Annotated in this window: 24 protein-coding genes; 17 read left to right on the top strand and 7 right to left on the bottom strand. The window is 68.1% G+C overall.

The annotated features are described in order from the left end of the window. The first annotated feature begins 224 nt into the window (after positions 1-224). Positions 225-836, top strand: a complete 612-nt coding sequence (locus tag AC2JAJ_RS03210; protein ID WP_486414279.1) for a PKD domain-containing protein — start codon at positions 225-227, stop codon at positions 834-836. A gap of 94 nt (positions 837-930) precedes the next feature. Then, complete coding sequence (locus AC2JAJ_RS03205; RefSeq protein WP_486414280.1) at positions 931-2,001, top strand: alkene reductase; 1,071 nt, start codon at positions 931-933, stop codon at positions 1,999-2,001. A 231-nt stretch (positions 2,002-2,232) separates the two neighbouring features. Here AC2JAJ_RS03205 and AC2JAJ_RS03200 read toward each other — a convergent pair whose 3' ends face one another. Then, positions 2,233-2,529, bottom strand: a complete 297-nt coding sequence (locus AC2JAJ_RS03200) for a hypothetical protein (protein WP_454482286.1) — start codon at positions 2,527-2,529, stop codon at positions 2,233-2,235. A gap of 152 nt (positions 2,530-2,681) precedes the next feature. On the opposite strand from AC2JAJ_RS03200, the gene AC2JAJ_RS03195 reads away from it, so the two are divergent. Then, entirely contained in the window at positions 2,682-5,126 is a 2,445-nt protein-coding gene (locus tag AC2JAJ_RS03195) for a Tex family protein (protein WP_486414281.1), read from the top strand. Between the two features lie 47 nt (positions 5,127-5,173). Next, positions 5,174-5,494, top strand: coding sequence for a hypothetical protein (locus AC2JAJ_RS03190; protein WP_486414282.1), 321 nt, complete (start codon positions 5,174-5,176; stop codon positions 5,492-5,494). Here AC2JAJ_RS03190 and AC2JAJ_RS03185 read toward each other — a convergent pair. Beyond that, the gene (locus tag AC2JAJ_RS03185) at positions 5,491-6,267 is read right to left on the bottom strand and encodes a YqjF family protein (RefSeq protein ID WP_486414283.1); all 777 of its coding nucleotides are present in this window, start codon (positions 6,265-6,267) and stop codon (positions 5,491-5,493) included. The genes AC2JAJ_RS03190 and AC2JAJ_RS03185 overlap by 4 nt on opposite strands. A 271-nt stretch (positions 6,268-6,538) precedes the next feature. Here AC2JAJ_RS03185 and AC2JAJ_RS03180 point away from each other — a divergent pair, with 271 nt between their 5' ends. From AC2JAJ_RS03180 to AC2JAJ_RS03140, 9 genes are all read left to right on the top strand, one after another. Further along, positions 6,539-7,444, top strand: coding sequence for a glycosyltransferase (locus AC2JAJ_RS03180; protein WP_501053472.1), 906 nt, complete (start codon positions 6,539-6,541; stop codon positions 7,442-7,444). Between the two features lies 1 nt (position 7,445). Continuing rightward, the gene (locus tag AC2JAJ_RS03175; RefSeq protein ID WP_486414285.1) at positions 7,446-8,441 is read left to right on the top strand and encodes a glycosyltransferase family 2 protein; all 996 of its coding nucleotides are present in this window, start codon (positions 7,446-7,448) and stop codon (positions 8,439-8,441) included. A gap of 106 nt (positions 8,442-8,547) precedes the next feature. Further along, complete coding sequence (locus AC2JAJ_RS03170) at positions 8,548-9,639, top strand: hypothetical protein (RefSeq protein ID WP_486414286.1); 1,092 nt, start codon at positions 8,548-8,550, stop codon at positions 9,637-9,639. A gap of 12 nt (positions 9,640-9,651) precedes the next feature. Then, positions 9,652-10,464 carry a glycosyltransferase gene (locus tag AC2JAJ_RS03165; protein WP_486414287.1) on the top strand — a complete coding sequence of 271 codons (813 nt, stop codon included), beginning with the start codon at positions 9,652-9,654 and terminating at the stop codon, positions 10,462-10,464. Continuing rightward, positions 10,461-11,744, top strand: coding sequence for a lipopolysaccharide biosynthesis protein (locus tag AC2JAJ_RS03160; RefSeq protein WP_486414288.1), 1,284 nt, complete (start codon positions 10,461-10,463; stop codon positions 11,742-11,744). The genes AC2JAJ_RS03165 and AC2JAJ_RS03160 overlap by 4 nt, the downstream gene beginning before the upstream one ends. Next, positions 11,741-13,534 (top strand): glycosyltransferase, encoded by a 1,794-nt coding sequence (locus AC2JAJ_RS03155; RefSeq protein ID WP_501053355.1) that lies wholly within the window; start codon positions 11,741-11,743, stop codon positions 13,532-13,534. Before AC2JAJ_RS03160 ends, AC2JAJ_RS03155 begins: the two co-directional genes overlap by 4 nt. Continuing rightward, positions 13,531-13,869 (top strand): hypothetical protein, encoded by a 339-nt coding sequence (locus AC2JAJ_RS03150; protein ID WP_486414291.1) that lies wholly within the window; start codon positions 13,531-13,533, stop codon positions 13,867-13,869. The genes AC2JAJ_RS03155 and AC2JAJ_RS03150 overlap by 4 nt, the downstream gene beginning before the upstream one ends. After that, positions 13,866-14,072, top strand: a complete 207-nt coding sequence (locus AC2JAJ_RS03145; protein ID WP_486414292.1) for a hypothetical protein — start codon at positions 13,866-13,868, stop codon at positions 14,070-14,072. Before AC2JAJ_RS03150 ends, AC2JAJ_RS03145 begins: the two co-directional genes overlap by 4 nt. Next, positions 14,069-15,127, top strand: a complete 1,059-nt coding sequence (locus AC2JAJ_RS03140; protein WP_473693726.1) for a metallophosphoesterase family protein — start codon at positions 14,069-14,071, stop codon at positions 15,125-15,127. The genes AC2JAJ_RS03145 and AC2JAJ_RS03140 overlap by 4 nt, the downstream gene beginning before the upstream one ends. Here AC2JAJ_RS03140 and AC2JAJ_RS03135 read toward each other — a convergent pair. The 3 genes from AC2JAJ_RS03135 to AC2JAJ_RS03125 form a co-directional block, all read right to left on the bottom strand. Further along, complete coding sequence (locus AC2JAJ_RS03135; protein WP_486414293.1) at positions 15,124-15,852, bottom strand: glycoside hydrolase family 16 protein; 729 nt, start codon at positions 15,850-15,852, stop codon at positions 15,124-15,126. The two genes, AC2JAJ_RS03140 and AC2JAJ_RS03135, sit on opposite strands and share 4 nt — an antisense overlap. A gap of 272 nt (positions 15,853-16,124) precedes the next feature. Then, positions 16,125-16,985, bottom strand: a complete 861-nt coding sequence (locus AC2JAJ_RS03130; protein ID WP_486414294.1) for an SDR family oxidoreductase — start codon at positions 16,983-16,985, stop codon at positions 16,125-16,127. Then, positions 16,985-17,899: an MSMEG_6728 family protein gene (locus AC2JAJ_RS03125; RefSeq protein WP_221387047.1), complete on the bottom strand. Its 915-nt coding sequence runs from the start codon at positions 17,897-17,899 to the stop codon at positions 16,985-16,987. The genes AC2JAJ_RS03130 and AC2JAJ_RS03125 overlap by 1 nt, the downstream gene beginning before the upstream one ends. A gap of 156 nt (positions 17,900-18,055) precedes the next feature. On the opposite strand from AC2JAJ_RS03125, the gene AC2JAJ_RS03120 reads away from it, so the two are divergent. After that, complete coding sequence (locus AC2JAJ_RS03120; protein ID WP_221387046.1) at positions 18,056-18,643, top strand: hypothetical protein; 588 nt, start codon at positions 18,056-18,058, stop codon at positions 18,641-18,643. 165 nt (positions 18,644-18,808) lie between these two features. Here the strand turns inward: AC2JAJ_RS03120 and AC2JAJ_RS03115 are convergent, their stop codons facing one another. Beyond that, a complete protein-coding gene (locus tag AC2JAJ_RS03115) occupies positions 18,809-19,441 on the bottom strand; it encodes a transglycosylase family protein (protein ID WP_486414295.1) in 633 nt (210 codons plus the stop codon). Between the two features lie 261 nt (positions 19,442-19,702). On the opposite strand from AC2JAJ_RS03115, the gene AC2JAJ_RS03110 reads away from it, so the two are divergent. The 3 genes from AC2JAJ_RS03110 to AC2JAJ_RS03100 all read left to right on the top strand — a co-directional run bounded on the left by AC2JAJ_RS03110 (position 19,703) and on the right by AC2JAJ_RS03100 (position 22,369). After that, entirely contained in the window at positions 19,703-20,737 is a 1,035-nt protein-coding gene (locus tag AC2JAJ_RS03110; protein WP_486416751.1) for an adenosine deaminase, read from the top strand. 262 nt (positions 20,738-20,999) lie between these two features. Beyond that, the gene (locus tag AC2JAJ_RS03105; RefSeq protein WP_486414296.1) at positions 21,000-21,929 is read left to right on the top strand and encodes a pullulanase X25 domain-containing protein; all 930 of its coding nucleotides are present in this window, start codon (positions 21,000-21,002) and stop codon (positions 21,927-21,929) included. Between the two features lie 110 nt (positions 21,930-22,039). Further along, the gene (locus tag AC2JAJ_RS03100; RefSeq protein ID WP_486414297.1) at positions 22,040-22,369 is read left to right on the top strand and encodes an acylphosphatase; all 330 of its coding nucleotides are present in this window, start codon (positions 22,040-22,042) and stop codon (positions 22,367-22,369) included. Positions 22,370-22,381: 12 nt separating this feature from the next. On the opposite strand, the gene AC2JAJ_RS03095 is transcribed toward AC2JAJ_RS03100, so the two are convergent. Further along, positions 22,382-26,035, bottom strand: a complete 3,654-nt coding sequence (locus tag AC2JAJ_RS03095; protein ID WP_486414298.1) for a TM0106 family RecB-like putative nuclease — start codon at positions 26,033-26,035, stop codon at positions 22,382-22,384. Between the last annotated feature and the right edge of the window lie 78 nt (positions 26,036-26,113).

The following is a 26,113-nucleotide window of genomic DNA, read 5'->3' as shown; positions in this document are numbered from 1 at the left end:
TCGGATCGGGATGGGCTGGGAATGGTGCAACCGTGGGAGGTAGTTGGCGGCCAAATCCCACAACGGGCATTTTTGAGCAAGATGAGACAGGTGCCCCAGTCATAGACCCGTACCAGTACAAGTATGAGTACCAGTGCGATTTGGATGGAGGAGAGTTCGCTACCCCTTGCCTTGGTAGGGACCTAACTTGTGCGAGTGGACCGGAGGGTGAGGACGGTATCCCCGTGGTTTGGTACCGTGCACCGACGGGGATAGCGAATCCAGTTTGGACTTACCACTCAGGGCCGACCTGCCTGTACGACCCCAAGCCCGAGGACCTCCTGCCCCGCATCGCCGCCGACATCCAGAAACAGTTCCAGAACCTCCCGGTGAACGCCGGAGCTGTTGTGGCCCAGCCCAGCCCGCACACACTCCGCGGCGCCGAGACCAACTTCTATGCGGAGGCGGCTGAACAGCAGTTCGACATCACCATGTTCGGCCAGAAGGTGCACGTGGTGGCCACACCGGTGCAGTACACCTGGAACTACGGTGACGGCACCGTCTTCGGCCCGCAGCCGTCCATGGGCGGCCCGCTGCCGCAGGACCGGTGGGGCGAGAAGACCAGGACCAGCCACGCATATGCTTCCACGGGAGACTTCCAAGTGGTCTTGACAACGTCGTTCCAGGGAACCTACTCGGTAAATTCCGGGCCGCCGCTGCCGATTCCTGGCCAGGGCCAGTTCAGCGCCCCGCCCCAGGCCATCAGCGTGTGGCGCTCGCTGACCCGCAACTATGCCGATGACTGCAACGCAAACCCGCAGGGCCAGGGCTGCCCCGCCGCTGCGACGGGACGCTGACCGACAGGTGTGATTCGCCTAACATCCGGAATAGTTGCACGCGCCCCACAGTTGGCACAGGCAGTACGTCTTCAGCCTTCGAAAGGAACTGCGCATGCTGTTTTCCCCGCTCACCCTCGGCGAACTTGAACTTCCGAACCGCCTGGTGATGGCACCACTGACCCGCCTCCGCGCAGGTGAGGAAGGCGTCCCGGGCCCCCTCGTCGTCGAGCATTACCGCCAGCGCGCCAGCCTCGGCCTGATCGTCAGCGAAGGCACGTACCCTGCGCCCGCTGGGCAGGCCTACCCCGGCCAGCCCGGGATCGTCACCGCTGAACAGGTTGCCGCCTGGAAGAAGGTTACCGGCGCCGTCCACGCCGAAGGCGGCCGGATGTTCGCCCAGATCATGCACGGCGGGCGCGTCTCCCACCCGGACATCACCGGCGGCCTGCCGATCGTGGCTCCCAGCGCCGTCGCCATCGACGGTGTGGTGCGCACGCCGGCTGGCAAGAAGCCGTACCCGGTGCCGCACGCACTGACTACCGACGAATTGCCCATGGTCATCCAGGAGTTCGTCAGCTCCTCCCTGAATGCCATCGAGGCGGGCTTCGACGGCGTGGAACTGCACGCCGCCAACGGCTACCTCCTGCACGAGTTCCTGGCGCCCAACTCCAATGTCCGGACGGACTCGTACGGTGGATCGCCGGAGAACCGCGCACGCTTCGTCATCGAAACCATCAACGCTGTGGTGGCAGCACTCGGCGCCAACCGCGTGGGCCTGCGCATCTCGCCCGAGCACAACGTCCAGGGCATCGCCGAAACCGATGCCGCGGATGTCCGCGCCACCTACGAGGTCCTCGTTGACAGCATCGCCCCGCTCAACCTGGCCTACCTCAGCATCCTGCACCACGAGCCCGCCGGTGAGCTGGTCCAGGACCTCCGCGCCCGCTTCGGCGGCGCCTTCCTGGTGAACACCGGCTTCGGCGTGGTCACCACCCGGGAAGAAGCCGTGAACCTGGTGGCCGAGGGCCATGCCGACGCTGTAGTGGTGGGCCGGCCCGCGATCGCCAACCCGGACCTCGCCCGCCGCTGGAAGGAAAGCCTTCCACTCAACGAGCCTGACCCGTCCACCTTCTACGCCGAGGGCGCCACCGGCTACACGGACTACCCGGCATACCGGGGCTAACCGGCCAAGCGAGCCAAAAATAACGACGACGGCGGCACCCGCTTGGGTGCCGCCGTCGTGGGCTGTCCGGGGTGCTGGTCCTGGCAGCCGGCGCCCGAAGCCATCCGACGACCCCGGGCTGAAGAACTGTGGATTTGGCCCGCCGGACCCCACTGGAAGCCGGCGGTGATCAGATGCTACTCCATCGAATGGACTCTCACCAGAGCCTGGTTCGGCAGCGGCATCCGGACCCTACAGGACAGCCTCGCGGCCGGTGCCTTCCTTCATCACCAGCCGCCCGTCCTCGATGGAGACCAGCACGCTTTTGGGCCGCCCGCTGACCTTGGTAATGGCTTTCAGGCCCCGGTTGGTTACCTCAACCCCCACCTGCGCCCCCCGCACCGGCAGCTCCACCGACACCTCGTTGGCGATGCCAAGGATGGGATTCGTGGAAACGCCCAGGTCGCGCCGGGCTTCCTTGCCGTTGACCGTGACGGTGATGTTGGCCTCGTCGAACCCCTCCTGAAACACGATAAGCAGTTCCCGCATGGTGGCCTCTTCCTTGAGCAATTGGTGCCTGCAACGGCATGTCCACTACAGCACTTTGGCGCCCCCAGCGGAATACCCGGCGCCTCCATGACAGCGCTGCACCGCGCCCGCGGCCGGTGGAGCGCCGGAGCCGGGTAAGGCAAGATGTTCTGGTGACCCAACAGCCAACTCCTTCCCCTGCTCCTGCTGCCGCCCCGGCATCGGAGGACGCCATCTTTGCCCAGATCGCTGCCGAACTGGGCGTCAAGGCCTGGCAGGTGAAGGCGGCCGTTGCGCTGCTCGACGGCGGCTCGACGGTCCCCTTCATTGCCCGCTACCGCAAGGAAGCCACCGGCACCCTCGACGACACCCAGCTCCGCGAGCTCGACGAGCGGCTCCGCTACCTCCGCGAACTCGCCGACCGGCGCCGCGCGGTCCTTGAAGCGGTAGAGGCGCAGGGCCAGCTGACACCGGAACTGCGCAAAGCGATCCTCGCGGCGGACACCAAGTCCCGGCTTGAGGACATCTACCTGCCGTTCAAGTCCAAGCGGCGCACCAAGGCACAGATCGCCCGTGAAGCAGGCCTGGAGCCCCTCGCGGATGCCCTGCTGAAGCGTCCGGACCTCGACCCCGAACGCGAAGCGGCAAAGTACTTCAGCAGTGAGCACGGGGTGGAGGACGCTGCCGCTGCCCTGGCCGGCGCCCGTGCCATCCTGGTGGAGCGGGTGGCCCAGGATCCCGACCTGGCCGCCACGCTGCGCGACCGGTTGTGGACGCAGGGCCGCATGGTCTCCCGGGTCAGGAAGGGGAAAGAAGCCGAAGGCCAGAAGTTCGCCGACTACTTCGAGTTCGCCCAGGCACCGGCCGGCATGCCCTCGCACCGGGTGCTCGCCCTGCTCCGCGGGGAGAAGGACGGTGTCCTTGAGCTCGACCTCGCTGAGGCGGATCCTGCGGACGACGCCGCCCTGGCCGCCGCCCGCGCCCGCTACGAGTCCGCGGTGGCCAGGTTCCTCGGGGTCGCCGACCGCGGCCGGCCCGCGGACGGCTGGCTGATGCAGACCGCACAGGTCGCGTGGCGCTCCCGCGTGCTGGCGCGCCTCACCTCCGACCTCCGCGCCAGGATGTTCGCGGACGCGGAGGATGAAGCCGTCCGCGTGTTCGCCGCCAACCTCCGCGATGTCCTGCTGGCCGCGCCCGCCGGGAACCGACCCACCCTCGGCCTGGACCCCGGGCTCCGGACTGGCGTGAAAGTCGCGGTCGTGGACGGCACCGGCAAGGTGGTGGCTACCGACACCGTCTACCCCCATGCCCCGGCCCGTAAATGGGACGAAGCGCTGGCCACGCTGGTCCGGTTGGCGCGGCAGCACGCCGTCGAACTCGTAGCCATTGGCAACGGCACCGCCTCCCGTGGGACGGACAAGCTGGCCGCCGAACTCATCAAGCTCCTGCCCGAAGTGGACCGGAATCCGCAGAAACTAGTGGTGTCCGAGGCCGGGGCGTCCGTCTACTCCGCCTCCGCCCTCGCCGCCGCCGAGTTGCCGGGCATGGATGTGTCCCTCCGCGGGGCCGTGTCGATCGCGCGGCGCCTGCAGGACCCCCTGGCCGAACTGGTGAAAATCGATCCGAAGTCCATCGGCGTGGGCCAGTACCAGCACGACGTGACGGCCTCGAAACTGGACCGCAGCCTGGACGCGGTGGTGGAGGACTGCGTGAATGCCGTGGGGGTGGACGTCAACACTGCCTCGCCCGCGCTCCTGAGCCGGGTGGCCGGCGTCGGGCCCCTGCTGAGCGAAAACATCGTGGCCTACCGGAACGAACACGGCCCTTTCGCCAGGCGCACCGACCTCAAGAAGGTTCCGCGGCTCGGCGCCAAGGCGTTCGAACAGTGTGCCGGGTTCCTCCGGATCACCGGGGGAGCGGAGCCGCTGGATGCGTCCAGCGTGCACCCCGAAGCGTACGCCGTGGCGCGGAAGATCCGGGCGGCCGCCGGTTCTGCGCCTGCATCATCCCTGGACCCGCGGAACTTCGTCGACGACACGTTCGGCCTTCCCACCGTCCAGGACATCCTGGCAGAGCTGGATAAGCCCGGCCGGGACCCGCGTCCGGCCTTTGCCGCGGCCACCTTCTCCGAGGGCATTGAGAAGATTTCAGACCTGAAACCGGGCATGATCCTGGAAGGAACGGTCACCAACGTGGCGGCCTTCGGGGCATTCGTGGACGTGGGGGTCCACCAGGACGGCCTGGTCCACGTCTCCGCCCTGGCCAACCGCTTCGTCTCCGACCCCCGGGAAGTGGTGAAGTCCGGCCAGGTGGTCCGCGTCAAGGTGCTGGAGGCGGACCCGGAGCGGAAGCGCATCTCCCTGACCTTGAGGCTCGACGACGAACCGTCCGGCGGCGGGGCAGGTTCCGGTCGGCGCGGCGCGGGCCGGACTGACGCCGGCAGGCGCGGAACGCCTGAACGCGGAACGCCGGAACGGGGAACCCCTGAACGGGCGACGCCTGGCCAACGCAAAGCCGGCTCCCGGACCGGCGGCGGTCCCGCGCGGCAGGCTCCTGCACCGCAGCCGGTGAACACGGCGATGGCCGAGGCGCTGCGGAAGGCGGGGCTGGGCAAGTAGCCGTGCCGGGCTTTTGGCGGCGCCGGCTTTTCTGCAAAGGTGGGGCTATGACCTATTTCCTGGAGTACACCGTTCCCGCTGCACCCGGTGAGACCGAGTTCGAGTTCCCCCACGACGAGATCAACTCCGGCACCACCGTCCCACTGACCCAGACGGGCGCCGAGGTGGTTCACACGCCGGACCTCCCTGCCCGGACCGGCATCATCGGCGCCACGGTGCCGGAGGCGAAGCTCGAGGCCGAGCAGCTGATCACCCACAGCCGGGCGTCCGAGGCGTCCCTGTATTTCGACCCCTCCGGCTCCCTCCAGGCGGGCGTCGGCACGCTCGTTGCCACCTTCAGCGAAGGCCGCGGCTGGCAGGACGCCTAGGCCTTTCCGCCTGCGGATCGGCCGGGGCTGAGCACCGGCCTCGGCCAGCCGAACTGCGTCCGCACCCCGGGGGAGTAGAGGACCGATTCCGGCGGCCCGCTGACGCTGATCCCGGCGGCCGCAACCAGGCCATCCTTCAGATGGTGCAAACGCGCAGTACGCAGGGGCCATGGCCGGTGGGTGTTGGGTATGTAGATGCTGCGACCCCGGAATGTCCCGTGCATGCCAAACCTGGCCGTGAGAAAGACGGATAACGGGTCGTCGGCCGCGGCCTCCCCCTGGGGCACGACGGCGAAGCTGCTTCCTGCTCCCTGCCGCAACCGCCGTACCGTGTAGCCGATGGCCCTGTCCGGCGACTCCGGCAGCGGTTGGGTACGGCGGATCCGCGACCACACGTAGGGGATTTCCGCTGCCCGCGCTGCAAGCACGACGGGCAGCCGGTCCGCGTCCAGGGTCAGGAAGACCACGCCCCTGGTCCCATCAGGTTCCCGGGAATAGAGGCGCACGTTGACCTCATTGAAGCTGCCCAGGTACGGGATTCCCGGGCCGCGCCCGATTCCGGCGTCCTCCATCCTGAACCCGATCAGTCCAACCCATGAACTGCCGTCAAAGAGATCCGGTTGCACCCCGGGCGGCATGAAGGGTGCGGCGGCATCGCCGGGGATGCGCCAGTGCAGGAAGACGGCCTCGGCCCAGCGCTGGTCCATGATGGCAGGCGGCGGCAGCTCCGGTGGATCGGGCCAGAGCGAAGCGGCTTTCGAGCGGTGATCCATGTGCCTCTCTACCTAAGGCGAGGGGTGTTTCCCCCAATGTACCTAACCCCTGTGCCGCGCGGGGCCGAAATCCCCACGTAGAAGGCGATATCAAAACAGAGTACCCATTACTGGTGCCTCTCCGGCCGGGCCCCTCCTATGCTCTAGCCACGGACAGACAATCTCTAGATCCAGTGGTCGGGGGTTCGCATCCCTCTTGAGGAGCCGGCTCATCAAATGCCGGGGCCGCGGAAAGACCTGGTCCGGTCAGAGCCGACGGGTGCCCTCAACGGTGCGGGCTGCCCGATGGCAATCGTCATTATTGCGCCATGAAGTGGTGAGGCTTTTGTCGATTTCCACCCAGCCCCCAAGTTCGATTCCCAAGCCGGCAGCAGTGCCGCAGAGAGCGTCCATCAGCGTAGTAATTCCTACTTTGAACGAGGCCCAAAACATTCCCTGGGTCCTTCGGCGGATGCCGTTGTACGTGGATGAGGTCGTGATCGTGGACGGCCGTTCCACGGACAATACCGTTGGGGTGGCACGGGCCATCCGCAAAGACGTCGTTGTGGTCGACGAGCTGCGCAAGGGCAAAGGCGTCGCGCTGAGGTCAGGATTTGCCGCGGCCAAAGGCGACATCATCGTGATGCTCGATGCCGATGGCAGCATGGATCCGCAGGAAATCGGCTGGTTCGTTTCCCCGCTCCAGCATGACTACGACTTCGTCAAAGGCTCCCGATACGTTACGGGCGGGGGTTCGGAGGACCTGACCTGGCTGCGGCGGACCGGAAACCGTGCCCTGACCGGTCTGGCCAACACGGTGCTGCACAGCAACTACTCTGACCTTTGCTACGGCTACATAGCTTTCCGGCGCGAATGCCTGGAAGTCCTGCAGCTGGAGTCCGACGGATTCGAGATCGAGACCGAACTGATCGTCCGGGCGGCGAAGGCCGGCCTCCGCATTGCCGAGGTCCCCAGCCTGGAACTGGACCGCATCTCCGGCGCCTCAAACCTCCAAACCTTCCGGGACGGCTGGCGGGTGCTGGGGACGATGGCCCACGAGTTCTTCTTCTGGGAGGCGCCCACCGCCGGCGCCCGGCCGGAGGCGCTGCGCCGCGTCAAATACGCATACGCCAGGGTGAGCTTCCCGCGGACGCCCACCGATCCGACAAGTGTTCTGTCCGTGGTGAGCGGGCCCTAAAATGACACCCCTTCCTTCGCCAAGTGTCACCGTCATCATCTGCGCTTACACCTCGGAGCGCTGGGGCTGGCTGCTGGATGTCCTCGAGTCCCTCCGCGCCCAGAGCTGCGCTCCGAAGGACGTCCTGGTGGTCATTGACCACAACGAGGAGCTGTTCGACCTTTTGACCGAGACGGTGGACGACGTCACCATCGTCAGGAACACTGGCCCGCGCGGACTCTCCGGGGCACGCAACACCGGCGTAGGCCTGGCGGACTCTGACGTCGTCGCCTTCCTTGACGACGACGCCGAGGCGGCGCCGGACTGGCTTGAACGCATCATGGCGCTCTATGACGACCCCGAGGTCCTCGCAGTAGGCGGCCGGGTGGAACCTGTGTGGGAGGCGGGGCGCCCCCGCTTCTTTGGTGAAGAACTCGACTGGATCGTCGGCTGCAGCCACCGGGGCCTGCCGCGGGTGGCATCCGAGGTCAGGAACGTCATCGGCGCCAACATGTCGTTCCGGCTTGACGTCGTGCGGCAGGCGGGTGGCTTCAACCTCGCCCTGGGACGCCGGGGCTCCGTCCCCCTGGGCTGCGAGGAGACGGAAATATGCATCCGGTCGAAGATGGGTTCCCCCGGATGCCGCATCGTCTACGAGCCGGCCGCGCTGGTACGCCACCACGTTCCGGCATACAGGGGAACAGTCCGGTACATGCTTGCCAGGTCCTGGTCCGAAGGGATCTCGAAGGCGCAGGTCGCCCACATTGTCGGGCATAAAAGGGCCCTGGGCCCCGAACGCCGCTACGTCCGCAACATCCTGACCCGGGCCTTCCTAACCGGAATAAGCGACTGGAGCCGCGGAAATCCCGGCGGACTCAGCCGGGCGGCCGCACTGGTGGCGGTCGTGGCCTGCACGGCGGCAGGCTACCTTCGGGGACGGCGGATGGCGCAGGTGCCTGGCCGGCGCCTGAACCAGCCGCCACTGGCCGGCGTCAGTCCGTGGCGGGAAGTGAAGTGAACCGGCCCACCAGGCGACCGCCGCCGCGACGGCCCGGCTGAACCGGCAGAGAGCGACCGCCGCAGCAAGACCAACCGACCAACACCACCGAGACAGGGGACGACCCATGCGCACCCGGCAGACCACGGCACCGCACTTCGATATCCACGGCCGCATCACGATCCGCGTCGACGCCAAGGCGCCGGCAGCCGCCCAACTCCAAAGCATGCTGGCATGCTTCGCCTCCGACACCGAACGGCCCGCCGACATCCTCGTCGACGACCGGCCCGAACCGATGCCTGATGCGGGCCTCGTGGAGCACGAACTCGCCTACACGGCCAACAGCGTGCGGTTCCAGGCCGACCGGGTGCAGATCGTCAGGGACACCGACCAATGGCGCATCCACGGTCCCGGCGAGCTGCTGACCTCCGTGGTTCCCGTCCTCGACGCCGCCATGGTCGGCAAGGGGGCAGGCATGATCCACGCGGCGACGATGGCGTACCGGGGCCACGCGATCGCGCTTCCCGCCGCCGGGGGCACCGGCAAGACGAGCACCGTAGCCAAACTGATGCGGCGGGACGGATGGTCCTTCATGGGCGACGACTGGGCCTTCCTCGCCGAGGACGCCACCCTGCTGGGCTATGCAAAGCCGATGTTCATCAAGCCCCACCACCGGGCCATCTACCCGCACCTGTTCGAAGGCGTCCGGAAACCCCTCGTCCCCTCACAGCTCTCCAACAGCGTCAGCCGCCTCACCACCCTGGTGCACCCGTACGTGATCCGCTATCCGCGCCTCGCGGACTTCTCCCGCCGGTGGTCACCCGAACACCGCATGGTCACCCCGGCCACCGCATTCCCGGGACGGGAGGTGACCACCTCGGCCCCGCTCGCCGCCGCCATCTATGTCGAGCGGTTCGAGGGCACACGGTCCCGGCTGGTCGAGCGGACGAGCGAGTGGATGGTGGACCGTATGCTCGGCAACTTCCATATCGAGATGGCGGGCTTCTCGCAGCGGGTGGTCACCGGATTGGCGGCCACGTCGGTCGTCCCTTGGCGCGAGCACTTCAGCACGAAGGGCATCGTGCTGAGCAAGGCGCTGGACGGCCGGCCCTGCCACCTGCTCCAGGTGCCGTCCGCATACACGGCGGACGAGGCGTCGGATGACATCGTCCGCTATCTCGAGCAGCTGCTGCCATCGGTCCTGGACGAGCGGGCCTGAGGGCGGGACACCATGGCTCCCAGCCCAGCCGAGGTCACCGCAGTCGTCCCGGCCCGCGACGCGGAGGACATGCTCCCACGATGCCTCGAGGCCCTGCGCCAGTCCGGTGTCGCCGAAATCATCGTGGTGGACGGCCTGTCCACCGACGGCACCGTCGACATGGCCCGCGCAGCCGGGGCACGGGTCCTCAGCGACGAGGGCAGGGGCCTGCCATGGGCCCGGACCCTGGGCGTGCGCAACAGCAGCACCCGGTGGGTCCTGCTCGTCGACACCGACGTCGTGTTCGGGCCTGACGGTGTAGCCGACCTGCTCACGGAGCTGGTGGAGGGCGGCTACGACGCCCTCCAGGCCGGCCTGGAGAGCGTGGGCGGCCCGGGCTACTGGGGGCAGGCGCTGGCCCACCACCACCGCACCGGCCGCAGCCGCAACTGGTTCGGGCTGGTGGCCACCATCGTGGACCGGGAACTGATGCTTGGCATGGGCTTCGACGATTCGTTCAAATCGGGCGAGGACATCGAACTGCGCTGGCGGATGCGGCAGTCAGGACTGCGCACGGCCGTATCACGCCGGGTGGTTGTTGAACACCGGTTCGCCGCCGACGACTTCGCCTTCGCGCTCGACCAGTTCCTCATGGACGGCACCGGGCTGGGGCGGATGATCCGCAAACACGGGTGGCGTGGCGCGAGGCTGGCTCTGCTGCCCGCCGCTGCGGCAGTCCGCGGCAGCGCCCTGAGTTTGGCCGCCGGCCAGCCCCGGTGGCTGAGGTACTACCTCGCCTTTTGCTGGTACAACTACGCTGGCCTGGCAAGGGGCCTGGCCTCGTGAGGGCCGGGCGCGGGACGGCTGTTTCGGACGCCTCGGGCGTCCGGCACTCCGCCCTGCGCAGCTCGCTCGGCCTCGTCCTGGCGAAGGCCGCCCAGACGGGTACGGGCTTCGCCTTCTGGATCGTGGCCGCGCGCGCCACCTCCGACCGCGAGGTCGGGCTGACCGCTGCTGCCGTCTCGGCGGTGATGATTTGTACCCAGCTCGCGGTGCTCGGCGCCGGGTCGGCCGTGATCGTCTCGGTGGGGCGCGGTGAGCCGCCCGCCCGGCTGCTCGATTCGGCGTTCGCCACCGTAGGAATAGCAGGCAGCGTCCTGGCCCTCGGTTACCTCGCCCTGCAGTCGGCGGCGGCCCCGGACACGGCCTCGACATCGGTTCTCTTCTGGGCCATGTTCCTTTTGGCGGCCGTCACCGGAACGGTGGTCATCGTGCTGGACCAGGCGCTCGTGGCGCTGGGCCGCGGTGCCAGCGCCACCTCAAGGTACGTGCTGGGTGGCGCGGTCTCCCTCGGAGCCGCGGCGCTCGTGGCCTGGCTCGCCCGCGGTGCCCCCGCCGACGTGCTGCTGGCCTGCTGGACCCTGGCGACGGCCGTGGCATGCGTCGTCGGTGCAGTCCAGCTGCGACGGCTGGTGGGATACCGTCCGAGGCCGTCCCTGCGCTCCATGCGCGAGCGCCCACTCCTGGCCGTGGGCATCCCGAATCAGCTCCTCACCCTCACCGAGCGCGCCCCCGGACTGCTGCTGCCGCTCCTGCTCGCCCACACGGTGGCGCCGGAGGCCGCTGCCTACTGGTATCCCGCATGGATGATGGCCTGGGCCGCGTACACGGCGCCGGTGCTGATGGGCATTGTCCAATTTTCCGAGGGTGTCCGCGATCCCGCACGCCTGGTGTTAACCACTTGGGCCAGCCTGCGGTGGTCGCTCATCGTGGGAGGCCTTGCCGCCGTCGTCCTCGTGCTCTTCGCCCGCCCGCTGCTTGGCCTGCTCGGGGAGCGGTACGCCGACGCGTCCGCCGGCGCCCTGCAGTTGCTGGCAGCCGGGCTGGTGCCGTACGCGGTACTGCAGGCCTACAACGCTGTGTGCCGTGCCCGGGGGCGCTACACGGAGGCGATCGTGGTCGGCGTAACGCTCGGAAGCACCCTCTGCACCGCAGCGCTGTTGGCCGCGGGCAGTGGGGCCACCACCATGGCCCTGGCGTGGCTGGTGGTGCTCTCCGTCGGCGCCGCGGCCGTGGGCGCGCGGCTGCTCATGGTCCTCCGGCGGATCAAGCTGGAGGCGCAATGATCTCCGTGGTTGAACCGGCCAGCCCCACCAAGGGCCGGATCAAGTCCCGCGACATCCTGTGTGCCCTGGCAGGAGCCGTGGCGCTGGCGCTCGCCATCTGGGCCGCCTCCACAGTGACCGTGCCCATCGACAGCGACCTTGGTCTTGTCGCCGTGCTGCCTTACCCGTTTTGGGCGGGGGTGGTGCTCCTGAACCTCGCCTTCGTCGCTGCGCTGCGGGGGAACGCCGCGGGACCGGCGAGCCGCCCGGTCATGATCTGGCTGATCGCGGTGCTGGTGCTCATGCTTTTCGGAACGGCCATCTTCGTGACCGACATCCCCCGGGGCGAGGTTGCCTTCCGCCACCTGGGCATCGCCGACGCCCTCGCGAGCACCCAGGACATCAATCCGGACATCGATGCGTACTTCAACTGGCCGGGGTTCTTCGCACTCCTTGCGACGCTGCTGCGGGCCAGCGGCATCGACCCGGTGTCCGTGGCCCTGTGGGCACCGGTGGTGGACATAGGGCTGTGGCTCGCGGCGCTCGGAGTGCTGATGCGCCACCTGACCACCGATCCCCGGCGCCGCTGGCTGGTGCTCTGGATCTTCTGCCTCGGGAACTGGCAGGACCAGGACTATCTCTCGCCCCAGGCCTTCGGGCTCTTCCTCTACCTCGTCGTGATCGCACTGGTGATCGGCCCTTTGGGCGCGAAGCCTCCGAAGTTTCCCGGTTTCCGGCCTGCCGGGCTCGCCGTGTGGTGGCGCGGCCGGACGCCAGCCGAGTCCCGGGCGCGTCACCGGCTGAGCGCACTCGTGGTGACCCTCCTGCTGGTCGTCGTCATCAGCGCCAGCCACCAGCTGACGCCGTTCATGGTGCTCATCGCCATCACTGCGCTCACCCTGACGGGACACGTGTGGCCCAGCCGGCTGCCCCTCATCGCCGCCGTCGTGCTGGCGCTCTGGCTCGCCTACCCCGCGAGCCCCTATCTCGACGGGCATCCGCCGCTGGCGGACGCCGGGCTCCAGGCCGCGACCCAGGCCAACATCGTCGACCGGGTCAGCGGGTCTCCCGGCCACTTGCTGGTGGTGCAGGTGCGGATGCTCCTCACCGTCATCCTGTGGGCGCTCGCCATAGCGGGTGCGTTGTGGGATTGGCGCAAAAAGCGCCTGGATATCAGGGTTGTGCTCCTTGCCGTCACCCCGCTGCTGCTCTTTCCCACGCAGTCGTACGGCGGGGAAATGCTGATCCGCGTTTCACTGTTCGCGCTGCCCTTCATTGCCATGCAGGCATCCTCGGTCCTGCTTCCTGCACGTGGCGGCACCCGCCCCTCCTTCCTTGCCACCGGCGCCCTTGCGCTCTGTTGCTGCCTGTTGGCCGCGATGACGGTGACGGGCCGGTTCGGAAATGCCCGGTTTGACGTCTTCACTGACAATGAGCTCGCCGCCGTCCATGCGGTGCAACGCCTGGCACCTCCTGGCTCGGCGGTCATCTCGGCGGCGCACCCGACGCCCTGGCGCAACGAGGGCTACCTTGACCACCGCTACCGGACCATCGATGACCTCTGCAAGGCCGGTCTGTCCGTGGCGACGTGCGGACCACTCGTCTACGACTACGCCCGGCACAACCCGGCCGGTGGCGTGATCCTGCTGACCCGGTCGTCAGAGGCAAGCCTGGTGGTCCAGGGCGACATCAGCAAGCAGGGCTTCGACGAATTCGAGCAGTGGCTGCGCAGCCAGGACTCCGTGCAGCTCGTGTTCAGCAACCCCGACGCGCGGGCCTACCGGCTGGCTCCCTTTGGGGTGGCGCCATGAATCGCGGAAGGGTCAGCAAGCTGACCCTGGCACTCGGTATCGCCGCCGTCGTGCTGTCCGTGGCGGCGCTCGCCGGACTGCCGGCGCCCCTCCAGGCCCTATCGGCCGCAGCCGTCCTCGTCCTGCTTCCCGGGCAGGCGCTGGCGCGGCTCCTGCACGTGGCCGACCGTGCGCTCGGCGCGCTGCTGGTTCCCGTCCTCGGTTTCGCCACGCTCACAGTCGTGTCCACCGCGATGTTCTACCTCGCCGTGTGGTCATGGCAGGCGTGCGTCGTCGCCATGTCAGTCATTACCGTCTTGGCGTGCCTGGAACGCGCCCGGCAGGAGGAAACATGATCATCAACCTGGCAGGGCTGCTCGCCGCTGCCGTTCTCCTCGTCACCCTCGTCACCCTCGAGGTCCGGCGGGTCGGGCCGGATGCCGGGCGCGCCACGCCCTCGGGATTCGCCGGCCGCGTCCTCAGTCCCAGGGCCGTCGCCATCATGTGGGCGACCTACCTGCTCCTCTTCCTGCCACGCGTGATGGGACTGCTCGCATGAGCAGCGCGGCCAGGTGGTGGCTGCTCAGCGACCTTCACCTGGGACTGTCCGACGACGATCCCAGGAACCCCGGCAAGATCCTGCCCGAGTTCCTGGCGGGCAAGGTCTTCCCCGCTCCCGGCCGGCGGAAGCACGTCGTGTTCGTCGGTGACACGTTCGAACTGGCCAGGTACGGCGAGGACGAGAGCCTGGGCCGGCTCGAGTCCATCCTGGCCCGGCACCTGGACACGTTCTGGGCGTTGGAGGAGTCCGCGGCCCGCGGCGTGGAGCTGCACTTCGTGTGCGGCAACCACGACGTCGAGCTGGCCCGTCCAGCCGTTGCCGCCCGCCTGTCGGCCCTGCTGTCACCCCGTGACCCGGCACGGGTCAGGGTGCATCCGTGGATGCTGCACGTGCCGCACGTGCTGGTGGCCGAGCACGGGCACCAGCACCACTCGCTGCACCGGCTGCCGGAGGTGCTCCGTACGGCGGTCAACGGCACCGACGGGCTGGGCCTGCCACCGCTCGCTGCCTGGCACGCGCATCCCTCGGGCTCCCCGCTGAGCCGCGCCGGGGACGTTGCCCGGGCCTGCGTTGCATCCGAACTGGCGGAACTGCGCATCCGGGGCTCCGCCTACGGCGAGCTGCTGCAGACCGAGTCACGCCGGCTGGCGCTCGACGGGGCAACCCTCCGGGAGCTGGCGCGCCTGTCCCGGTTCCGGACAGTCTCGGCGCTCCCCGTCGCCGCCACCCGCATGGTGCTGGGCGCCGCGGGGTGGAGCATCGCCAGCGAGGACGCCCCTGCCGCGGCCGGGCGGGTGGCACGGACGCTGAAGGCCCACGGATCGGGAGTGGCCTGGTACGTCTCCGCGCACACCCACCGGGCCCTGGAATCCGCGCTCGACGGCTGCCGCACCCGATACATCAACACCGGTACGTGGTGTTCCGACGTCCGAGGCCGGGGACCGGACCAGACGGACCGCGGGGCATTCCCATATGCCGTGGTCAAGGTGGCCCGTGACGGGGCCACCAGCGGCGGGCTGCGGTACTGGAGGCCCGACAGCATCCGCGGCTAGTCCTTCTTCCAGATGGCCACCCAGTCAACGTACACGTGGCCGCTGGTTTCCGGCTCGGGACAGGTCGGCAGGCAGGACTCGGTCTGCAGCAGGTAATGCATCGGGGTGTCCGGGACGGCCGCCGTACTGGTGCCTATCAAGGTGCCATCGAGGAAGAACTCGACCCGTCCGCGGCTCCATTCGGTGGTTGCCGTGTGCCAGGACGCGAAGGTAACCGCAGTGTGGAATACGTCGACGGCGCCGCCGTCCGGGCTGCCGGTGCCATGCATGGCGGCATAGATGTGGGCGGCGAGGTCCCCCTCGGGGAAGTCTATTTCGCCGTCCTCCGGCCATTGCTTGCTGTCGGGCCAGAGCAGCCATGCTGCCTTGAACCCTGCGAGGGCGTCCGCGCGAAACCGCACCGAGTAGCGTCCATACAGCTGGCTGTTGTAGGGGCGCTCGCTGATCGGGGTGAGCTTGGGGGCGGGAGCTGCACCCATCGAGACGCCGTTTTCGGAGTGCAGGTACATGTCCAGGACGCCGTCGCTGACGCTTAGGACCTTTGACGGGTAATAGCCGGACTTTGACTGCAACAACTGGGCGGCGGTGTCCGGCGTACCGTCAGCGTAGTTGGCGCTCCACTTCGCGCCGTAGGCGGCGCCCGGGAATCCACCCACCGGCACGTTCCCGCTGAGGAAATCCTCCGTAAAAACCTGGGTCCATCCGGGCAGGTCTCCCACGGGCATGGCCTCACCGCTGGGTGGGACGGCGCTGGGTGGGATGGCGGAGGGGGAGTTTCCGACCGCATGCGCCGCCGCTTCCGGTGCAGCACTTCGAGCGGGTGTGGCGTCCGGGACGCAACTCACTGAGCCGAATGCCAGAACCGGCACAACGGCTGCCGCAACGAGCGAGCGCACCATCAGGTGGCGGCGGGACTTCTCCACAATAAGGGCACTTTACTGCAGTCTGTGCTGCCGGAAGCGGCCTTCGGATCCCCCCAAAAAGTTGGAGGGGGACACTAGGGGTGGCGCACGCCGTTGCCTGCCAGGATGTCCCGGTACCCTTCCCGGAAGGACGGAAAGGTGAAGCCAAAGCCGGTGCTCCGGAGCAGGTCGTTCCGGCAGCGTTTGTTGCCGCCGCGGGCCGGGCCGGCGTCGCCGACGGGCGGCTCCCCGAGGCCCAGCTCCAGGGCCAGGAACCGGAGTACGGTGCCAAGATCGGCGGGGTCGTTGTCCACGCCAATGTACGTCGGTGCGGGCGTGGCGGCCATGGTGGCGAGGTGGACGATGGCGGCCGCGGCGTCGTCCCGATGGATCCGGTTGGTGTAGCGGACGTCCCGGGGGACAACTGCCGAACCGCCGCGCACCTGGTCAATCAGCCGGGTCCTTCCCGGCCCGTAGATCCCACCCAGCCGAAGGGACACGGTCGACGTACCGGTGCCGGCGAGCCGTCCATGAAGCAGTTCCTCGGCTTCCACAAGGACCCGGCCGGAAAAGCCCCCTGGAGCCGCCGGGGTGGCTTCATCCACCCAGCCGCCTCCGGCGTCGCCATAGACCGCCGTTGAGGAGACAAAGAGGACCCGCCCGGGCACCACGCCGTCGCGCTCCAGCGCGTCCAGCACGTTGGCGACTCCGCGCAGGTAGGCGGCGCGGTACGCCTCCTCGGTGGGTTCGTCGGCAGCCACGGCAATGACGACGGCGGAGGTGTCCGCCGGGACGGGTGGCAGGTTAGGGGTTCCCAGGTCAGCCGCGGCACCCTGGATGGCCCGCGGCAGCTTCGCGGGGGAGCGCCGCCAGCCCACGACTTTGTGGCCGAGGCCGGCGAAGCGCAGGCCGGCCTCGGTTCCGAGGTCCCCGCATCCGGCAAGGAGGACCGTCACTACGGGGCTTCCACGGGGAAGAACACCCGGGGATCCTGCAGGAGTGCGGGATACGCGAACGCGGAACGGTCGATGATTTCCGTGACCTCGAAGTTCCGTCCGAACCGGCCGTCGTCGAGCGTGATGGGCCGCCCCAGGACGTGCCCCACGGCGAACCTGGCCCCGCCCTCCAGCGGGACGGCCACCGGGGTCTTGCCCGGGAGGGTGCGGAACGCCTCTTCCTGCGCCAGCCGCTTGCGGGTGGGCTTCTTCTCCTGCGGCTTCGGCGGAGCCTTCCTGGGGGCGCGTGAGGGCCGCCTCGAACCGTCCTCGATGTAGACCGGCGTGTACCCGTCGTCGCCGGCGGATGCCGCGGCAGCAGCGCTGCGGTTCACCGGAGGAAGGGCCACCGTGTCCAGCGCCTGGGGATCGACGTCGTCGTGCGGGTCCCGGAGGATCCACAGGACCTCTCCCTCGGGTTCCTGCGGGAGGAACTCGTGCCGGGGCTCGGGCCAGACGTACTCCATCTCCGGAACTGCGTCCGGGAAGACAGTGGTGTAGAACTTCGGTTCCTTGTGCACCAGCTTGGAACGGTGGCTGAGGTGGAAATCCGGGTCCCCCAGCCACGGGGGCAGGATGATTTTCGAGGCGTAGTCGGGGTGGGCGGCCTGCGGCGCGAACTCCGCGATGTTCGCCCGGGTGTTGTCCGGATGGCCGCGCCCGATCCACTCGTCCACCATCGCCAGGCCGTACATGGTGAGGGCCGGGACGTGCCCCATCCACATTCGGATCGCGGGATGGGTCTGCCAGCCGTACTCGGGGATCACCAGGGCGCGCAGCGTTTGCAGCGCTTCGACCCGCTGCTTGCCCAGCCGTGCGGTGTCCAGGGCTGCGGCGCTTTGCCGGAAATCGGGGTACGGGAGGAAGGTTTGCATCTATTCAGTCTGACGGCACCGGCCCGAAGTGCCAATTGCTGTGCGGCCGGCCACAGGAGGGCACCCCTGATGTCCAAATAATGGACGCCTGCATACGGCACTCAGGTTAAACCACTAAGATCTCCGCAACCACCCCCGCGTTTTGGAAGCTCTCTCATGACATCTACACCTGAAAAGACCGTTGGAACCATCCGCCCAGCCCTGCCCCGGTATGGGCAGATGCTCGGGCCGGAAGCGAAGGGCATCCTGGTCCTCGACGAGTTCACCATCGACCCCGCAGCCGCCCGCAAGGAGCAGCACCGTTTCCGTGACGGCGTGGCCGCCGTCGCCCGCACTGTGCGCCGCATTGCCGCGCTGCGCGTGGTGATTGCCCTGGTTGCCATCGGCAACCTGCCCCTGTTCCTGCTGTCCAGCGGATGGTGGATCTACGGCGTTTCCCTCACCCTTGTGGTCGCAGTGCACACCGCCGTGACGCTGCTGAACCGGCACGAGCCGCGGCTCAAGCAGCGTTCCGCCCTGGAGCTGCACATGCACCGTGAACGCAGCGCCAACTACCGCAAGGTGCGCGATGCCGTGAAGTACATGATCGACACCCCCAGCCGCATGAACGAGCATCTCTACCTGGAGCTGCTGGCCGTCAAGCGGGTTGCGCTGAACCTCGCCCACGGCACCGTCGCCCTCCTGGACACCAGCGACGAGCACGCCTGGAAGGTGCGGATCGTGCGGGAACTGCCCGCCTCCTGACCGCACCTGGCCTCGCCGCCCGCGGCAGGGCCTGGAGAATTAAGGAACGACGCCGGCACATCCCTTCTGGGGATGTGCCGGCGTCGTTGTTTGGTCGACGGAATTTGTCTATCGCCGACCTGCTTTTGTCGCCTTGGGAGGCGGTGCGGCTCTCGCCGTCCCGGTTTAAGCCGGGAGCTGGATGACCTGTCCCTCGAACACGAGGTTCGGATCGGAAATGGTGTCCAGGTTGGCGTCGGCAAGGTGCTGCCAGCCGCCCTCGATGCCGAGCTTCTGGGCAACGATGCTCAACGTATCGCCGGCCTGAAGGGTGTAGGTCTCGCCGCTGACGGCAACGGAGGTGGCGTGCCGCGGCGCCGGTGCCTGCTGCACTGCTGCATTTTGGGCCGGGGCGCCCTGGACCTGCACGGGTGCGCTCTGGATCGGTGCGCTTTGCACCGGCGCGCCGCCCCCGCCGCTCAGGCCGAGCTGGGATGCGCAGGAGGGCCAGGCTCCCCAGCCCTGGGAGGCCTGGACCCGCTCAGCTACCGCAATCTGCTGTTCGCGGCTGGCGTCCGCGGGAGACCCGGTGCCGCCGTAGGCAGCCCAGGTGCTGGAGGTGAACTGCAGGCCGCCGGAGAAGCCGTTGCCGGTATTGATGGACCAGTTGCCACCGCTTTCGCACTGGGCCAGTGCATCCCATGTGGAGGTCGGGGTTGCTGCGTTGGCCGCAGTGGCAGAGAGAGCCAGACCCGCCGCTGAGACGGCAGCCAGGGTGACTCCGCGGCGCGCGGCAGTACGGAATTTGGTGTTTTTCATGATGGTGATGCTCCTGAAGGCCACCAGCGCTGGTTCCGTCCCCGGAGATCGTCGCGCCACTGCCCGCCCCTGACGAATAGAGGTCAATGTCGGTGGCTGCCGCTGGGCAGTTCTGGTGAAGGCAGCACCTGGCAATCAATGAGCCCGCCGTGCGGGCATGCTTTTCACGCTAGGACATCGACCTGGCGTTATCAAATCGAAACCGCTGCTGGCGTGTTGCATTATCCTGACCGGATGGACAACATTGCCGGCGGCAGCACCATGCCCGAAACCGAAACAGACGCAACGGTTCCTGGCGTCCCCGCCAAGCCCCTCCCCGTAGCCGAACTGCACTTGCATATCGAAGGCACGCTGCAGCCTGAACTCATCTTTGCCCTGGCCGAGCGCAACGGCATCACCCTGCCGTACTCGGGGCTGGAGGAACTCCGGGAAAGGTACGAGTTCACCGACCTGCAGTCCTTCCTGGACCTTTACTACGCGAACATGGCCGTGCTGCGCACCGAGCAGGACTTCGCGGACATGACCCGCGCGTACCTGGCGCGCGCTGCCGCTGCCGGGGTGCGGCACGCCGAAATCATGATGGATCCGCAGGCGCACGTCTCCCGTGGGATTCCGCTTGAGGTCTGCGTGAACGGTGTCGCTTCGGTGCTTGCCACGTCCCAGGAGGAATTCGGCATCTCCACCATGCTGATCGCCGCCTTCCTGCGGGACCTGCCCGAGGAGTCGGCCCTGGAAGTCTTCGGCCAGTTGCTGGCCATGAACGCGCCGATCGGCGCCATCGGCCTGGACTCGGCCGAGGTGGGGAACCCGCCGTCCAAGTTCGAGCGACTCTACGACCAAGCCCGGGAAGCAGGCCTGCGGCTGACCGCGCACGCGGGGGAGGAGGGCCCGGCGTCCTACATCACCGAAGCCCTGGACGTCCTGGGGGTCGAGCGCATTGACCACGGCATCCGGTGCATGGACGATCCCGACCTGGTGGAGCGCCTCGTCAATGCCAGGATTCCGCTCACTGTCTGCCCCCTGTCCAACGTCCGGCTCCGTGCGGTCGACACGCTGGCCGACCACCCGCTGCCGGCCATGCTGGCCGCCGGGCTCAACGTTTCCGTCAACTCTGACGATCCTGCCTACTTTGGCGGATACGTGGACGACAACTTTGCCCAGCTCACCACAGTGTTCGACCTCTCGGATTTCGACAGGGCCCGCCTCGCCGCGAACTCCATCCACTCCTCCTTCGCCACCGAGGAACGGAAGGCCGAGCTGCTGGCGGAATTGAACGGCCGGGAACTGGCCTCCTGACCCCTGCTGTGTCGGGCGCAACAGCGGGGCTTTCTGCCCGGTAAACTAAATGCCGCAGGCGTGTCCGGGGGAGTGCATGGCAGCACCCGTGTCAACGCTCGAGGGTTAAGCAAACAGCCCTTACCCGAGACCTCCGCCTCACTTGCGGCACCATCCGCTTCATAGTCGGTCACGACACAAAGAGTTAACCAATTAAAGTCGCGCGATTTAATGGGCACTTGGCATGATGCCTAAGACCGATCGCTTTCATAAAAGGGGAATCATGGCCAAGTCCACCGCAGAAAACACGTTCCTTCGACTCAAGACCGTCCTGGATGTCCTGACCGAAGGCGTGTGGTCCGGCGATGCACTGAACGCAGGCCAGGTCCTCGCAGAGGCCACCGCCCGCGTGCCGTTCAACGAACACGAGGCCGAACTCCTCAGCGGCGGCATTCCCCGCGGCCACAAGACCCTCACCTCGGCCACCGCCAAGCTGGTCAAGGCCGGCTGGCTGGTCAAGGGCCGCTCCGGCTGGACCATCACCGACGACGGCATGCGCGCCACGGTCGCCTTCCCCGACCCTGTCTCGTTTGCCACCGCCCTCGACGCCGGCACCCCGGTGCCCGCCGACACCCCGGTTCCCGCCGCTCCTGCCGGATTCGTCCGCAAGTTCTCCGCACCGGCCGCCGCTGAGCCGGCAGCCGCCGAGGGCACTGCCAAGAAGCCTGTCAAGAAGGCTCCCGCGAAGAAGGCTGCAGCCGCCGTGGGCAAGGCCGCGAAGGCACTCGAGGACGCCGTCGAGCCTGTTGTGAAGGCTGTCCGCACCCGCAAGGCACCGGCGAAGAAGGCAGACGCCGAAGCCGCCGCCGGCGCACCGGCCGAGCCGTTCGAAGGCCCGGACGTCGAGACCCACCCGCAGCCTGAAGCGGTTGCCGTCGCGGGCGACTTCAACACCATCCTGGGTGCCCCGGAGAACTGGGCCCCGCAGTATGACGAAGCGCAGATGGAGTTCGACTTCCTGGACCAGCAGTGGAAGAAGAGCGCCGACCTGCCCGCCGGCTACTACACGTTCAAGATTGCCCTGAACCGTTCCTGGGCAGAGAACTACGGCGCGTTTGGCGCGTTCGATGGCCCCAACCACGAGCTGCACCACGCTGGCGGCACGGTCACGATCCGCTACAACCACGCCACCCGCGACATCACCATCAACTAACTGCCCTCCTTCCGCCCAACCAGGTAGCGCCAAGTGTCGTTTGGGCGCTCAAAACGGCACTTACTGCTACCTGGTTGGGCAGGGGAGGCGCTGACGGGAGGGGAGGCACCATGGCCAGGCACCTAGGTCCAGCACAGGACGGGTCGGCGCAGGACGGGTCGGCACAGGATGCTGTCCGGCTGGACGCCCGCGTGCACGGGATGGTGCAGGCAGTGGGCTTCCGCTACTGGACGATGGGCCAGGCGGAGGAACTCGGGTTGTCGGGTGAGGTGAAGAACCTCGACGACGGGTCGGTCTCCGTGGTGGCGGAAGGGCCCGAGCCGAAGGTGCGCCAACTCCTGGAGTGGCTCAACTCCGGCCGGACCCCGGGCCGCGTGGACAACGTGGAGGCCTCGATGTCCGCAGCCTCAGGCACGTTCCGCGGCTTCCGGGCCCACTGATACCTGCTGGCCCTATTCCCGGGGGCTCAGGCCGATAAAGGCTCCCAGCTCCTCCAGCGCGGCGGGCTTGTGCGGCATGTAGCTGGTCAGTTCCGGCGAGCGGACAATGACGGCCCGCCATTGCCCGCGCGAGACCGCCACGTTAATCCGGTTCCTGTTGAGCAGGAACTCGGCGCCGCGGGGCGCCTCGGCCACCGCTGAGCACGCCATGGACACAAGGACCACCGGTGCTTCCTGACCTTGGAACTTGTCCACGGTGCCCACCCGCACGTCCGGCAGGCCCGCCTCCGCCAGGGCTTTCCGGACCAGGTGGACCTGGGCGTTGTAGGCAGCCACCACCAACAGATCCTGCTGCTCCAGGGGACGGGCTTCGCTGTCCGCCCCCGGTTTCCACTTCAAGCCAAGATGGCGGCGGGCCTGCCGCACCACCTCGTCAGCTTCTTCCTTCGAGCCCGTGGCATTGCCGCTGTGGTTCACGAACGCCGTCTCGACCCCTGGCGCCACACCCTCCAGCTCGCGCTGGGACGCGGCCGGCGCCGACTGGAGCTTCCCCTCGTAGCTGAGGTTGGACACCGCACGGCAGAGCTCCGGGTGCATGCGCCAGGTGTCCGCCAGGAAGTAGCCCAGGCGCGCAGGCAGCGTGGCATGGCCGGCCGCGAGCCAGCCCAAGGCGGACTCATCAACAGGTTCCGGGTGGGCTCCCTGCGTCACTTGGGGCAACTGCTGCGGATCACCGAGCAGGAGCAGCCTGGTCGCGGCACGGCTGACCGCCAGTGTGTTGGCCAGCGAGAACTGGCCGGCCTCGTCGATGACCAGCAGGTCGAGCGATCCGGCCGGGACTTCCTTCCCGGTCATGGTCCAGGCGGTCCCGCCTACCAGGCAGCCGCCGGGGGAGGCCAGCAGCCGGGACACATCACGGTCGGCCGTCGCCTTCCACGGCACATCATGCGCCGCAGCAAGCTTCTTAGCCACGCGGGCCGGGTCCACGCCGCCCTTGGCGATGGCACAGCAGAGCAGGTTTTCGACCACGTTGTGTGACTGGCCAACAACGCCCACCTTCCAGCCCTTAGCCACCAGCGCGCCAATCACATGGGCACCCACGTGGGTCTTGCCCGTCCCCGGGGGCCCCTGCACCGCAAGGTAGGACTGGTCCAGGTCCCGCAGGCTTTCGGTAATGGCCGTTGCGTAGTCGGCGGCGCCGTCATCTCCGTGCAGTACTTCCGCGGGGCCGGGGCGGGTGCGGAAGCGCGGCGGTAGCTTCCGTAGGATGTCCAGGCCGGGCTGGGCGGGCAGTGACGGCACCGATGAACCGACCGTCCGGGCTATCCCGGCGATGGCCGCCTCGATGCTGGCGGTGCCCAGGGGCTGGTCCTCGGTGAGCGCCACCGGGAGGTGCGGGTAGGCGGCGACCTTCCCGGATTCGCGCTCCGCGATGGTGATCAGCGTGTGCTCCGGGTTGTCCGGTGCGGCCTCCAACTCGCTGATCCTGGTGCCGAATGTATAGGCGCGGGTGCCGGGAACAGCGTCCGGCGACGACATCCCGTCCGGTCCGGGGTGATCGTACAGCCGGCACCAGCTGGAGCCCACACGGAAGTCCGACCCTTCCGTCATGGTGCCACGGAGCTTCAGCACCCGGGTGCGCATGCGTTCACGGGGCTTGGCAAGGGCCCAGTCGCTGGTGACTTCCGCGGACGAGACCACGAACACGTTCCTCTGCTCCGACCAGTTCTCCAGCGGCGCCTCCACCCGGTCGAAGTGCTGCCACCAGAACTGCTTGCGTTCCCGGCGGTGGTAGCCGGTGGCAGCAGCCACCATGGCGATGGCACGTTCATCATCCGTCCAGGGCCGGCTGTCCGGCAGGCTGGCCAGGTACTCCCGCAAACGCTGTTCTTCCGGGGTCTCGTCCGCCGCGTCCGGGCTTCCGTCGCCCGCAGGCTCCGCCACGGAACCGCCTGCCAGGGACAGCGACGCAGCAGCCGGGCCTTCTGCCGTGGAGCGGGCGTCGGCAGGAGCCTGCGGCGCGATCTGCAGCAGCCAGTCCCTGAGGCGGAGGGTGGACAGGCAGTCGTACTGGTTGTAGTCGGAGATGGAAGCGAGGATCGCGCCGGCCTCCTCCCTATGTCCGGCGTCGCGGGCGGCACAGTAGGCCGCATAGGCCACCACGGAGGCGCCCGCGTCCTTGACGTCTCCCGAGCGCAGGTTGTCGCCCATGTACAGGGGTTCCAGCTTCTTGATCGAGTACGACGCCTCGGAGATCCGCAGGGAGTGCTTCACCGTGGCATACAGGTCCACCAGCAGTCCGTGCCGCAGCCAGTCGTCCACGATGTCCTCGCCGGCCTGGTGGGCCAATGAGAGGTTGCGCAATGCCGTCTTCTCGTAGGCTGCGTAGTGGTAGACGTGCATGTCCGGAAACCGGGCGCGGCGCTTCTCCACGTAATCCAGGAAGTCCAGGAAGGCGCGCCGCTCCCCGGCCCGGGTGTGGGCCCAGAATGGCTTGAAGGCGGGCTCGCTGTCCCCCGGCACCGGAGCCTCGACGACGCCGAACAGGTACTCGATGCCCCAGGCACCCGTGGCCGGGTCCTGCCAGAGCGGATCACCCTCGAAGTCGAAGAAGATATCGCCGTCGCTGGGTGGGGGCAGGGAACCGATCGTGTGCTCGGGAAGGACGGTGTACGAAACGGTGTGGGGCGAGCCGTCCTTAGTGAACGTCCGGGATCCGGCGGCCTGGTCCAGGCCAAGCTGCATCCTTGCCTGGGCGCGGAGACGGGCCACGGAGTTGTGTGCCTCGCCGGCCGGCATGGCGGCGAGTTGGTCGATCGTGCCGATGCCGGCCGCCTGCAGTTTTCGTCGCTGGACCACCGACATGCCGGCCACCATCAGCAGGTCGCGGTGCAGCCGCACCTGTTCAGAGCAGTAGTCGCACCGGCCGCAGTGGACGACGCCGGGCTGTTGCCACTGCACGGCGGTGTCACCGGCCCGGTGGCCGGCGGTGAGCTCGCGGAAGCGGCGTCGCCGGTCCCTGAAGACGGGCAGCAGATCGGGCAGCGAATGGCTGCTGCGGAGCCAGTCGTCCCCAACGCGGGTGCCGAGGACCAGCGTGACGACGGGGGAGGGCTCCAGTCCCATCGCCAACAGCTGGTCGCCATAGGCGGCAAGCTGCAGCAGGGCCCCCACTTTGGCGTGGCGGGCCAGCTTGGTGTCCCACACCTCGTAGCGGCCCGGGTTGCCGGTCCCTGCGGATTCGTTGACGAGGAAGTCGGCATAACCGAGGAACTCGCCGTCGAAGAATGTGGCCTGGAAGACGACGTCGGCGCCCGCGCGGAGGGCAAGCTCCGTCTCCGCGTGCTTGGCCTGCAGCTCCGCGCGCTGGTTCTGGCCGCGTTCCAGCGAGTACACGCCCGTGCCGCGGCTGGCGTCCCACTCGCCGTACTTCCCCACGAGGCTGGCCAGGACGGTTTGTTCGTGCCGGTCGCCAAGCTCGCCTGCCCTGGCCTGCATGTCGTCGGCGGGAAACTCTGCCCTGGGGGTGCGGCCCAGCTTTTCGTCCAGGATCCGGAGCGTGCGGTACTCACACTCGCTGGCGGCCACGAGGTCGCTGGCGGAAAAGACCAGGTCCGGCGGCGCGCCGGCCCCGCCATCGACACCGGCAGCTTCGAGCAGGAACACGGGGCCTCCACAATGGTTTCCGGGCCGGTGGACTGTTCCCCGGCCCTGGTGAACAGCTGCTTCAAACGTAGCAAGGGG

It is taken from the genome of Arthrobacter sp. MOO21 (assembly GCF_057369995.2).
Note: the sequence above shows the minus strand (reverse complement) of the source record. Positions and strands in the feature narration are given on the sequence as shown.